Below are 12,171 nucleotides of genomic sequence, written 5' to 3' on the forward strand. Positions count from 1 at the left end.
AACCCGGGATGTCTGTTCGTCTGTGAGGTGGTGCGCGGGGGGGGACTCGAACCCCCACATCCTTGCGGACGTCAGGACCTAAACCTGGTGCGTCTACCAATTTCGCCACCCGCGCGTCCTGTGAGCGGTGTTACTTGCATGGCCCTCATGGCCGCAGTGTGCGAGTTACCCGCTTTACGGTAACCCTAGATTGTAGCCTCTGCAAATGCTCAAACTTGGCTTAGACCAACAGCCGTTGGCGCAGAGCTCGAACAGCACTGCCTGGCGTGGTGAATACCGGCAAACCCACCGCCTGCTGCACGGCCACTTGCGCCCGAGCCATGCTGAACTGGGCCAGTGCGATGACCTGGCAACCCTGGCTGGCGAGCACTTGGGCAACCTGCACCACCAGCGCATCGTGGCGCGCCGTGTTGCCTTCGTTCAGAGCGTGCATGGCGCCTTCGGCCAACGTGGTGCGCAAGTCTGTGCCAGTGGGAAACTCGGATGGCATGGAAGCCAGTGTGGGCGCGAAAGATGCGATCAGACCCACACGAGCGCCCTGCCCCACCACTTCGGCCACCATGGCCTCGTTGGGCTTGAGCACCGGCATGTGGGGCCGGCGCGCGGCCACCGCTTCAATACAAGACCCGAAGGCCGAGCAGGTGAACAGAATGGCCTGTGCGCCCGTGCCCTCGGCGTAGGCTGCCAGCGCTTCGAAGCGCTGGTGCATGGCGGCGTCCAGACCTTGCCCTGAGCGCGCAAGGTCGGCGGACAGGCTGTCGTCCAGCAGATTCATGCGCTGCGCCTGCGGCCATTCGCGCTCCAGTTCGTCGTTGATGGGCGCCACCGAATGCGCCAAGGCATGAATGAGCGCGATGCGTGTCATACCGTGACGCCTTCACGGGTTCGGCGGGCGCGCTGCAGTCCGATCACCAGCAGCAGCAAGGCCAACGCCGGGATAAACAGCCACTCTTTGGCCGGTCGGTCTGAAGGCACTTCGGCCGACACAATGCGGTAGCCCTGCTCGATACCCAGCTTGGCTGCGGGGCTACCGAACTTCACCGCCGCAATCAGCAGGTCGTCGCCCTGGGCCATCACGGTCAGACCCGAACTGGCCAGGCGCTCGCGGGCGGTACCCGGCTCGCCCAAGGGCAGCAGCACCCCCTTGCGGATGTCTTTGCCGTCCATGTTCATGCCTTCGATCCAGATGCGCTTGCCGGAGCGGGCGGGGGCCTGCTCGATGAGCGCGGTCATCTGGGCGGCTGGCACTTCGTCAAATGGCGGGTAAAGCATGTCCCACCAGAAACCGGGGCGAAACAAGGTGAAGGTGATGAGCAACAAGGCCAGGGTTTCGTACCAACGAGACTTCACCAGAAAGAAACCTTGTGTGGCGGCAGCAAACACCAGCATGGCCACGGTGGCACTGACCACGGTGAGCACGAGATGCAGCGGACCGGTCAACCCCATCAACAACAACTGGGTGTTGAAGATGAAGAGAAACGGCAGGATGGCCGTGCGCATGCTGTAGTAGAAGGCGGTGATGCCGGTCTTGATGGGGTCGGCACGCGCAATGGCGGCTGCGGCAAACGAGGCCAGGCCCACCGGTGGTGTCACGTCGGCCATGAGACCAAAATAGAACACGAACAGGTGTACCGCAATCAGGGGCACGATGAGGCCGCTTTGCGCCCCCAGCTCCACCACCACCGGCGCCATCAGGGTGGAGACCACGATGTAGTTAGCCGTGGTGGGCAGGCCCATGCCCAGAATCAGGCTGATGAGGGCCACGAGCACCAGCATGAGCATGAGGTTACCGCCCGAAAGCAACTCCACCAGCTCGGTCATGACCAAACCCACGCCGGTGAGCGACACCGTGCCCACGATGATGCCGGCCGCCGCCGTGGCCACACCAATGCCGATCATGTTGCGCGCACCGGTGGCCAGGCCATCAATCAGATCGACAAAACCTTGGCGGGTGGCGACACCCAGACCGCCCTGCCCGCGAAAGGCCGCAATGATGGGCTTTTGCGTGACCATGACGAAAATCATGAACAGCGTGGCCCAAAAAGCCGACAGGCCGGGCGACATCTGTTCGACCATCAGGCACCAGATGAGCACCACCACGGCCAGCAGGTAATGCAAGCCCGACTTCACGGTGGGCCCGGTTTCGGGCAGTTCAAACACCGGTGCATTCGGATCGTCCAGCTCCAGCGCAGGCTGACGGGCACCGAACCACAACAGACCCACATACGCGGCCAGCAAGCCGGCACCGACCACCCAGACGGCGGCGTCGCCCATGACAGTCTTGATCCAGCCAATACCCCAGTACACCGCGCCCGACAGCACAATGAAACCGGCCACCGTCATGGCAAACGACATCAGGCGTGAGCCCGCCGTGGCGTTGCCTCGGCGCGGCAGGCCGACCATGTTGGCCTTGAGCGCCTCCAGGTGCACGATGTAGAGCAGCGCAATGTAGGAAATGATGGCTGGCAAAAAGGCGTGCTTCATCACCTCAATGTAGGGAATGCCCACGTATTCCACCATCAGGAAAGCGGCAGCGCCCATCACGGGCGGCATGATCTGGCCATTCACCGAACTCGACACCTCCACCGCACCGGCCTGGTCGGGCCGGTAGCCCACGCGCTTCATGAGGGGAATGGTGAAGGTACCGGTGGTCACCACGTTGGCGATGGACGAACCGGAAATGATGCCGGTGGCCGCCGACGACAGCACCGCCGCCTTGGCCGGGCCGCCGCGCATGTGGCCCAGCAAGGCAAAGGCCGACTTGATGAAGTAGTTGCCGGCGCCGGCTTTGTCCAGCAGCGAGCCAAACAGCACAAACAGAAAGATGAAGCCGCTGGACACGCCCAGCGCCACGCCGAACACGCCTTCGGTGGTCAGCCACTGGTGGCTCATGGCGCGGTTGAGCGAGAAACCGCGGTGGGCGATCATGTCGGGCATGTAGGCGCCGCCAAAGGTGTACCCCAGAAACACCAGCGCCACGATCACCATCGGCAGACCCAACACGCGCCGGGTGGCTTCCAGCAACAGAACGATACCCACCGCACCGGTGTACACGTCCATGGGCGTGGGCTGGCCCGGGCGGGTGGCCAACTCGCTGTAGAAAAAGAAAAGGTAGGTGGCGCAGAAGGTGCCCACCAGCGCAAAGATCCAGTCGGTGATGGGCACATAGGCGCGCGGCGAGCGCCTGAACGCCGGGTATGCCATATAGGACAAAAATACCGCAAAGCCCAGGTGGATGGCGCGGGTTTCGGTGTCGTTGAACACCAGAATGCCGAGGCTGAACGGCAGCGGTGAAGCGATCCAGAGCTGGAACACGGACCATGCCAGGGCCACGGCGAGCAGCATGCGGCTCATCCAGGGGCCGGGTGCGCGGCCACCGGTGTCGTTGTCGGCAACCAGTTGGTTGACGTCAACCTCGGGTGCGGTATGGGTTTTCATGCAGACCTGTGCGTTGTGTTTTTGTGAGGTGCCAACAAAAAAGCCCTGACGGGTCAGAGCTTTTTTGCGGCATCAGCCCGTTGGGACCTGGGCGGTCAGCGGGACCTTACATCCAGCCTTTTTCCTTGTAATACTTCACGGCACCAGGGTGCAGCGGAGCCGACAGACCGTCCTTGATCATGTTCTTGGGATCGAGGCCGACAAACGCAGGGTGCAGCTTCTTGAACTCGTCGAAGTTCTCAAAGACGGCCTTGACCAGCTCGTACACCGCCGCATCAGACACCTTGGCCGACGTCACAAACGAAGCCAGTACGCCGTAGGTGGGGGTGGGGTTGGGGTGGCCGGCGTAGAGGCCGCCGGGAATGTTGACCTTGGCGTAGTAGCTGTTGGCCGCCACCAGTTTGTCCACGGCAGGGCCGGTCAGCGGTACCAGTTTGGCACCGCAGGTGGTGATCGGATCCTGGATGTTGGCGCTGGGGTGACCCACACCGTAGAAGAAGCCGTCGATCTTGTTGTCGCACAGGGCGGCACCGTGTTCGTCGGCCTTGAGCTCGGCGGCCAAGCCAAAGTCGCTGAGTTTGCCACCGCTGCTGGCCAGGTACTCGTCCATGGCAGCGCGCGTGCCCGAGCCCGGATTGCCAACGTTGAAACGCTTGCCCTTCAGGTCGTCAAACTTGGTGATGTTGGCCTCTTTGCGGGACAACACGGTGAAGGGCTCGGGGTGGATGGAGAACACCGCGCGCAGGTCGGTGTGCTTGCCGTCTTTTTCGAACTGTTTGGCGCCGTTGAAGGCGTTGTATTGCACGTCCGACTGGGACACGCCGAAATCCAGCTCGCCGGCCTTGATGGTGTTGATGTTCACCACGGAGCCGCCGGTGGACTCCACAGAGCAGCGGAAACCGTGCTTGGCGCGGTCTTTGTTCACCAGACGGCAAATGGCTCCGCCCGCAGCGTAGTAAACACCGGTCACGCCACCGGTGCCAATCGTCATGAATTTCTGCTGGGCCTGGGCTTGGCCCATGGGTGCCAGCAAAGCGGTTGCTGCGGCAACAGCGCTCAAATAAGCGGTGATTTTCTTCATCTGGAACTACTCCTGCAGCGGACTGCGTGATTGCGAAAAAATGGGCGTCACCCCAAGATTGGCCATGTTATCGCAAGCTCCTCGTCAGTTTCAACAGTAGCCCCATGTGTTTACCCTGAATAGGAGCATCCCAAACCAGGGGGTGCAGCCGTCACACTGAGGTTGCAATTTGCCGCAGCGCCTGCTCAAACACCGCTGCGGGCTGGCCGCCTGAAATGAGGTGGCGGTCGTTGATGATCACCGCGGGTACCGAATGGATGCCATTCGCGGTGTAAAACTGTTCGCGCTCACGCACATCCTGGGCAAAAGCCCCACTGTCCAGCACAGCCTGGGCGCGGTCGCGGTCCAGTCCCGCTTCGACCACACAAGCCAGCAGCACCGCGTGGTGGCCCATGGCTTCAGAGCGGGTGTGGCAGGCGGCCAGCAGGGCTTTTTTCAGCGCGTGTTGCTGGCCTGGCGCGCCATCCAGCGCGGCCCAGTGCAGTAGGCGGTGGGCGTCGAAGGTGTTCCAGATGCGGCCACGGCCCTCGGGGTTGAAGGCAAAACCCACCTCGGCGCCGCGCTGGCAAATGGTGTCCCGAATCTGTACCTGCTGTGCGGCGGTGCTGCCGTACTTTTGCGTCAGGTGCTCGGTGATGTCCTGGCCCTCTGGACCCATCTGCGGGTTCAGTTCGAAGGGCTGGAAATGCAGCTCGGCGCTGATGCTGCCCTGCACGGCGGCAAGGGCTTGCTCCAACGCACCCAGCCCCACGGCACACCAGGGGCAAGAAACGTCGGAAACGAAGTCGATTTTCAGGTAGGTGGTCATGTCGGGTGCTCCTTCAGGGTGGGGCGAAAATTGGTTTTTTCAGTTGGCGCCCAAGGGCTTGAGCAGCTCAGCCAGATCGCTCTCGCCAAACATCGGCTCGCGCCGGGCGGTGGCACCGCTGTACACGTCGTTGGCCAAGGCGGCTTTGCGCTCTTGCAGGGCCAGGATGCGCTCTTCTATGGTGCCCTGCGCCACCAGCTTGATCACCCACACGCTTTGCGTCTGACCAATGCGGTGGGCGCGGTCGGTGGCCTGGTTTTCCACGGCGGGGTTCCACCAGGGGTCGTAGTGGATCACGGTGTCGGCCTGGGGCAGGTTCAGGCCCACGCCGCCGGCCTTGAGGCTGATGAGGAACAGGGGCACCTGGCCACTGGTGAAGCGCTCAATGATTTCGTCGCGTTTCTGGCTTTGGCCGGTGAGCTTGACCCATTTCAGATCGCGCTTTTTCAGCTCGGCTTCAATCAGGGTGAGCATGCTGGTGAACTGCGAGAACAGCAACACGCGCCGCCCCTCCGCCAGCATCTCGGGCAGCACCTCCATGAGGTGTTCGAGCTTGGCGGAGTGCTGGACTTTTTTCGCCGCGTCAAGCTTGAGCAGTTGCGGGTCGCAACACACCTGGCGCAGCTTGAGCAGTGCATCCAGGATGGTGATTTGCGACTTGGCCAGGCCTTTGGTGTCGAGCGCCTCGCGCACGGTTTTCTCCATGCTCAGGCGGATGGTTTCGTACAGGTCGGCCTGTTTTCCGGTCAGTTCCACGCGGGCCACGGTTTCCACCTTGGGCGGCAGTTCGTGGGCCACCAGCGCCTTGGTGCGGCGCAGCATAAAGGGCGTGATGCGGGCGCGCAGCTGCGCCAGACGCTCGGTGTTGCCCTGGCGCTCAATGGGGTTGCGAAACTGCTCTTTGAAGCGCTGCTGAGCGCCCAGAAACCCCGGCATGAGAAAGTGAAACAGGCTCCAGATTTCACCCAGATGGTTTTCCATGGGCGTGCCCGAGAGGCACAGCCGGTGGCGGGTGACGAGCTCGCAGGCCACTTGGGCCGCGTGGGTGCTGGCATTTTTGATGTTCTGCGCTTCGTCCAGCGCCACCAGGTGCCAGGGCGTCTGCAACCACAGTTCGCGGTCACGCTGCAGCAGCGAATACGGCGCGATGACCACGTCAGCGTCTTGCAGATCAGCCACTTTGGCGTGGCGTTCTTGCCCGTGCAGGACGAGGCAGCGCAGGTCGGGGCAAAAGCGTTCGGCTTCGCGCTGCCAGTTGCCCAGCAGGCTGACCGGCGCAATGATGAGCGCGGGCCTGTCCAGCCGGCCGGCGTCTTTTTCGACCTGGATGTGGGCCAGCGTTTGCAGGGTTTTGCCCAGACCCATGTCGTCGGCCAAGATGCCGGCCAGCGCGTTTTCACGCAAAAACTGCAGCCAGTTCAGGCCTTGCTGCTGGTAGGGGCGCAGGCTGGCGCGCACGCTGTCAGGCAGCGGCACCGGTGGCAGGCTTTGCTGACCGCGCATGCGCTGCACCAAACCACGCAAGCTTTGCGCCCCGGCCCAGGCCACGCCTTCACCCAGAGCGGCACCGGCGCGCAGGGCTTCCAGGCGCGAGAGCTGTATTTTTTCAGCCCCAAAGTCCACCGTCCGGTCGCCCACGAGTTCGAACAAGGCGCCGAGCCAGGGGCGCAAGGGTGCGCTGGGCAGGCGCACAAAGCCTTGCTGGTTGGCTGCGCGCACATACAAAAACTCGGGCAGTTCGGGCTGGCCGGTTTCGGCATTCAGCGGCGCACTCGCCACCGCAGCCAGCAGCTCGGGCAACCAGGGCAACACGTTGTGGCGTTCTCCGTTGATTTCGATGCCCAGTGAGAGGTCAAACCACGGCGAAACGCTGTCGTCGTCGGACTCGCCACCCTGCGCGTCGATGCGCACCTGCAGATCATCGGCTCGCAACACCCAGTCGGTTAAGCCCTCATCCAGCACCAGCTCAAAACCGGCATCGCGCAGCTGGGCCCAGCCGCTGTCGGCCCAGCGCAGCCAGATGAGCTGGGAGGCGGTGGGCAACAGGTCCAGCAGCCCGTCGTTGCCCACCTGCAAACCCAGCGCGTGCAAGCGCTCCAGGGCTTGCTGCTCGGTGGCCAGGTCGCGGTGCAGCAGTTGGCGCGGGTCAACCCCAGAGGCTGGCAGCATCACCGTGGCTTGCGGGTGGCGCCAATACCCTTGGCGGCCCGCGTAGTTGAACCGCAACTGGCCACGCACCAGCCCATGGGCTTGCGCGTCTTGGGCGGGCACCGGGCTCAGGTGCAAACACGGCACGGGCACCACGCCCACCAGAGACTCCACATGGGGCACCACCGGTGGCAACGGCACGGCACCCAGTTGCAACACCATTTGTTCGGCGTGCTTTTGCAGGGCTGAAGTGCTCAGCACGGGGGCTTCCAGCAGCGCGGCCAGCCGCTCTGGCGCCACGCCCTCGGCCACCACAGCACCCACCCATCCGCGCTCGGCGTCCAGGTACAACGGCGGTTCGTTGACGCACAGCAGCAAGTCTTCCCGTGCCAACGCGCCTTGCAGGCGCCAGCCCGGCTGCGCTCCGCGCAGGGCCTCCACTTCAACCCAGCGCCATTGCAGGGGCTCAGGCTCACCCCAGCGCAACGCCCGATCGGCCAGGCCGTTGCTGGTTCGGGTGAACAGCCGGCCCGTGCTGGCGGCCTGGCGCAGCAAGATCAACCCGGCCTCGCCCGAAGGCCACACGGTGTCTGCGAAACCGTAGCCATAGGCGTAGCCGCCGCGCACACCCTTGCAGGCGCGCATGAGGTGCAAGATCTGGCGGTCGGTGGCGCTGGCCTGGTCGTACAGGGCGTAGCCCGGGCTGGGTTCGTAGCGCACCACGCTGGGCTTGGACCACCCGCCTTGCACTTTGGTGTAGGCGCTGGTCAGCGTCATCTGCAAACGGGAACCACCCGGTGCGCTCGTGCTGGACACCAGGTAGAGAAACCTGTCAACCCTGGGGTTGCCACTGCGGGCGTCGACCGGCGGGCTGCTGGCGTGCGTCCGGGTGGCGTCCACCTTGTGCAGCCAGCCCAGCAACTGCCGTTCGGCCATGGCCTCGGCGCTGGCCAGGGCCTGTTGCTGCAGGCGTTCTTTGGTGGCCTGCAGCAGGCTGTCGGTGATGGCCCGCAGTTGTGCATCGTCTTCGGCGGCCAAGGTGGCAGGGATCACCTTGTCACCGACCCGCAAGCCGTTGAACCCGGCCTTGATCGTCAAGGCCACAGCGTGTTTGCAGCCTTCGCCCACCGGGCAGCTGCAGGTGCCAAACCAGTCCACCAGGCGGTTCTGCGGGTCGAGCGTGATCTCGGCCTGCACCTCATAGGGATCGACCAGGGTGCCCTGCACCTCACCCGAAATGACCCAGGACACGCCGTCGGGCTGCACGTCAAAGGACAACACCTTGCCATGCAGAAACAAGGACTGGCCCCGCAACCAAGTCTGATAATCCACATGGTCTTGCAAGGCCTTGGCATCGAACCAGGAACTTCGCACTGCGCCGCTGTTTGCCATGACTTCCTACCGTCCAAAATACGTTGAATCTGCCTGAAAAAAACCCGTATCAAACCACACTTGAACCCACCCCATGAGTGAACCCCACGCCCCAGACCGCTATGCGGTGATCGGCCACCCCATTGCACACAGCAAGTCTCCGCTGATTCACGGCCTGTTTGCACAGGCCACCGGCCAGGTCATGGAATACACCGCCATTGAAGCGCCGCTGGACGGTTTTTCTACGGTGGTACAAGCTTTTCGCGCCCAAGGCGGGCGCGGCCTGAATGTGACCTTGCCGTTCAAGCTGCAAGCGTTTGAACTGGCCACCGACCCGCTGGAATCGGCCCGCCTCGCCGGGGCGGTGAACGCGCTCAAGTTCGAGGGCGACCGCATTTACGCCGACAACTTTGACGGCCTGGGCCTGGTCAACGACATCCAGCGCAACCTGGGCGTGTCGCTGGCGGGCAAGCGCGTGCTGCTGTGCGGTGCCGGTGGCGCCACGCGCGGCGCCATTGTGCCCATCGCCCTGCAAAAACCCGCGCTGCTGGCCGTGGCCAACCGCAGCGCCGACAAAGCCCATCAACTCAAACGCGACTTTGCCGCCCACGTGGCCCTGCAAACCGGTGGCTTTGAGGACCTGGCGGGCGAGTCGTTTGACGTGGTGCTCAACGCCACCTCCACCGGCCTCACGCAAGCCGCCTTGCCCCTGCCTGCCGGGGTTTTTGCCACCGGCGCCCTGGCTTATGAACTGGTGTACGGCAAAGGCTTGACACCGTTTTTGAAACAGGCACAGGCCGCTGGCGCCACCCACATCGCCGATGGCGTGGGCATGCTGGTGGAGCAAGCCGCCGAGGCCTTTGCCTGGTGGCGCGGCGTGCGGCCCGACACCCGCCCGGTGATTGACCGCCTGACCGTGCCGCTGGTCTGAACACCTGACACTTTTGCCAGGCACCGCCTGAAAAGGCGCAGCGCCCCGTTGCCCATGACTTCCACACGCTGGGCGCAAGCCCTGCCCTTGCTCGCCGTGCTCGGCTCCGTCACCGCGCTGGGCCTGGGCACGTCGCTGGCCAAGCAGTTGTTCCCCCAGGTGGGTTCGCTGGGCACCACCGCGCTGCGCGTGGGCTTCTCGGCCCTGCTCATGCTGCTCGTCTGGCGGCCCTGGCGCTGGGCGCTCAGCCGGGCCGACGCGCTGAGCCTGCTGCGCTACGGTGTGGCGCTGGGCTTCATGAACCTGCTGTTCTACCAGTCGCTCAAGACCATTCCTTTCGGCGTGGCCGTGGCCATCGAATTCAGCGGGCCGCTGGCCGTGGCCTGCTGGGGCTCGCGCCGCAGAATCGACTTTGCGTGGATCGCCCTGGCCATCGTCGGCCTGGGCCTGCTGCTGCCGCTGGGGCACAGCGTGAGCACGCTCGACCCCCTGGGCGTGGGCTACGCCCTGGCCGCTGCGGTCTGCTGGGCCACCTACATCGTGTTCGGCAAACGCGTGGGCCACCTCCACGCAGGCCATTCGGTGGCCCTGGGCCTGAGCGTGGCCGCCCTCACCGTGGTGCCCTTCGGCGTGGCCCATGCGGGCGCCGACCTGCTGCAGCCCGGCGTGCTGGCGCTGGGCCTGGCGGTCGCCGCCATCTCCAGCGCCCTACCGATTTCGCTGGAAATGGTGGCCCTGAAACGCCTCACACCCGCCGCCTTCGGCGTGATGATCAGCCTGGAGCCCGCCGTGGCCGCCCTGCTCGGCCTGCTGATCCTGCACGAACAGCTGACCGCGCTGCAGTGGCTGGCCATCGTGCTGGTGATGGGTGCAGCCGTGGGCAGCGCCGCCACCGCCAAGCCCGAAGCGCACCGAGGGGTGGCGGATGAGATCGTGCAGTGAACACTTCGGCGTCACGCACCGTCTTCCATCAACGGCACCCCTGATCGGCGAGCTGCATCCACCACCACATGCAACAACTGTCGCGTGCCCGGCTTGACCAGTGGCCACTGCTGCCGACGCTTCAGGGCCGTGGTGCCACCCGGAAACAGGCAGATGCAAGCGTGCTGCATGTGCTGCGCCGAGGCGTAAATCAGGCCTTGATGTCCAGCATTAAAGCAGTCAAGTGCCAAGGCCTGGGTCTGCTCAATACGCAGACTCAGCAGCAGCGGATAGGGCTCAGCCAGTGGACGCAGATCCACCAGCCGCAAAGGCTGCGTTGTGGTGAGCTGAAGCAAGGCGCGTTTGCGCAGTTCAACAAGGCTTTTGCTCTTGGTGTCGCGACGAAACTGCGCCTCGAACAGCGCGGTGTCTGCACTGTCAGCCAGATAGGCTGTGAGCTGATCGGGCAAGCAGAAACGCCCCGACAACACGCCAGCCGGCGGCAGCAGAAGCCCATTCGTTTTGACCGTACCGGGCCGTGCGCGTAGCAGTTGGACCCGAAAAAACGTCTGCCCGGCGGGCAGTTCAACAATAGGATGATTGAGTTCTTTGAGATTCATGGGCAGGGGGCATCAATGTCCCTCTGCTGTTGCAAGACCCAGCACGCGCTGCGCATCCACACCTTGCTCCAGGGCCACACGGGGCGTCTGGCCGTCCAGCGCAGGGTGTGGGCTTTCCAGGAAGGCCAGCAGTGGCCAGCCATCGGCGGTGCCCAGCGCTTGCGACAGCGGCTGGAGGTGCGGGAATACAAACGGCTCAAACTGCCAGCGTGGCAGCTTGAAGCCCCGCCGCAGATGCGAGACACCAATGCAGCGGCCAGCCTTGATCCAGGCGTTGATGGTCACGCGCGAGGTGCCCGCCAGTTCGGCAGCCTCGTCGGTGGTGATCATGTCGGCCGCCTGCATGCGCTCACGCCGGTAGGCCGCGCCCAAACGCAGCAGCGCGTCGGTCTGCGCTTCGCTGGCGTAGGGGTCGGCTGAAACGGCACGGTGGGTTGGGGTTTCAAGAGCAACAGAGAGGGGAAAAGTCAAAGTGTTCATGTGCGTTCACTGATGCCCACTGTTATGGCGCGTTGCGCTTGTCTGCCTTGCTGCTGCCGAAAAAACTGGATGACCGAACGCGGCCGGAATGGGTGGCTGGAGCTCGTCTTCCCGGCTTGCTTTGACCGCGATCACTTCTGTTCAATGTGATTGGAGTGAACGAGGAAGCCTTCGCGACAAACGCGTGCTCACCGAGCAGGTGACGCGACACGATCGCGTAGCAATGGTCCAAATAGTCCGAGGGTTCTGAAGCGGACATATCTGATGCGTTCTGGCGAATAGAAGCGCCAAAACGCAGGTAGCGGACCCCTGGATCTCGTCCGATGTTTCCAACCAGGATGACTTTGTTGACTGAAGCCAAATCGCACCTCTT

General features: G+C 63.8%; 9 protein-coding genes, 1 tRNA gene and 1 pseudogene. 2 read left to right on the plus strand and 9 right to left on the minus strand.

The annotated features are described in order from the left end of the window. Positions 1 to 28: 28 nt before the first annotated feature. The 6 genes from Q7J58_RS11575 to Q7J58_RS11600 all read right to left on the minus strand — a co-directional run bounded on the left by Q7J58_RS11575 (position 29) and on the right by Q7J58_RS11600 (position 8,849). Positions 29 to 115: transfer RNA gene (locus tag Q7J58_RS11575), tRNA-Leu, on the minus strand. Positions 116 to 220: 105 nt separating this feature from the next. Beyond that, positions 221 to 865, minus strand: coding sequence for an aspartate/glutamate racemase family protein (locus Q7J58_RS11580; protein ID WP_304827851.1), 645 nt, complete (start codon positions 863 to 865; stop codon positions 221 to 223). Further along, on the minus strand, positions 862 to 3,438 hold the full coding sequence (locus Q7J58_RS11585) for a TRAP transporter permease (protein ID WP_304827852.1): 2,577 nt from the start codon (positions 3,436 to 3,438) through the stop codon (positions 862 to 864). The genes Q7J58_RS11580 and Q7J58_RS11585 overlap by 4 nt, the downstream gene beginning before the upstream one ends. 106 nt (positions 3,439 to 3,544) lie before the next feature. Further along, complete coding sequence (locus Q7J58_RS11590) at positions 3,545 to 4,519, minus strand: TAXI family TRAP transporter solute-binding subunit (RefSeq protein WP_304827855.1); 975 nt, start codon at positions 4,517 to 4,519, stop codon at positions 3,545 to 3,547. A gap of 151 nt (positions 4,520 to 4,670) precedes the next feature. Then, entirely contained in the window at positions 4,671 to 5,327 is a 657-nt protein-coding gene (locus Q7J58_RS11595; RefSeq protein ID WP_304827858.1) for a DsbA family oxidoreductase, read from the minus strand. 39 nt (positions 5,328 to 5,366) lie between these two features. Further along, positions 5,367 to 8,849 (minus strand): DEAD/DEAH box helicase, encoded by a 3,483-nt coding sequence (locus Q7J58_RS11600; protein ID WP_304827860.1) that lies wholly within the window; start codon positions 8,847 to 8,849, stop codon positions 5,367 to 5,369. 91 nt (positions 8,850 to 8,940) lie between these two features. Between Q7J58_RS11600 and aroE the strand changes: the two genes are divergently transcribed. Beyond that, positions 8,941 to 9,777: a shikimate dehydrogenase gene (aroE, locus tag Q7J58_RS11605; RefSeq protein WP_304827862.1), complete on the plus strand. Its 837-nt coding sequence runs from the start codon at positions 8,941 to 8,943 to the stop codon at positions 9,775 to 9,777. A gap of 54 nt (positions 9,778 to 9,831) precedes the next feature. Next, complete coding sequence (locus tag Q7J58_RS11610; RefSeq protein WP_304827865.1) at positions 9,832 to 10,719, plus strand: DMT family transporter; 888 nt, start codon at positions 9,832 to 9,834, stop codon at positions 10,717 to 10,719. An 11-nt stretch (positions 10,720 to 10,730) separates the two neighbouring features. Here Q7J58_RS11610 and Q7J58_RS11615 read toward each other — a convergent pair whose 3' ends face one another. From Q7J58_RS11615 to Q7J58_RS11625, 3 genes and pseudogenes are all read right to left on the minus strand, one after another. Next, entirely contained in the window at positions 10,731 to 11,318 is a 588-nt protein-coding gene (locus tag Q7J58_RS11615) for an RES family NAD+ phosphorylase (protein ID WP_304827868.1), read from the minus strand. A gap of 12 nt (positions 11,319 to 11,330) precedes the next feature. Then, complete coding sequence (locus tag Q7J58_RS11620; protein ID WP_304827871.1) at positions 11,331 to 11,798, minus strand: hypothetical protein; 468 nt, start codon at positions 11,796 to 11,798, stop codon at positions 11,331 to 11,333. A gap of 277 nt (positions 11,799 to 12,075) precedes the next feature. Then, positions 12,076 to 12,159 (minus strand): annotated as a pseudogene (locus Q7J58_RS11625) (single-stranded DNA-binding protein); the annotation flags it as partial. Positions 12,160 to 12,171: the final 12 nt, after the last annotated feature.

The sequence above is a fragment of the Hydrogenophaga sp. genome (assembly GCF_030656115.1).
In the GTDB taxonomy this organism is placed as follows: domain Bacteria; phylum Pseudomonadota; class Gammaproteobacteria; order Burkholderiales; family Burkholderiaceae_C; genus Hydrogenophaga.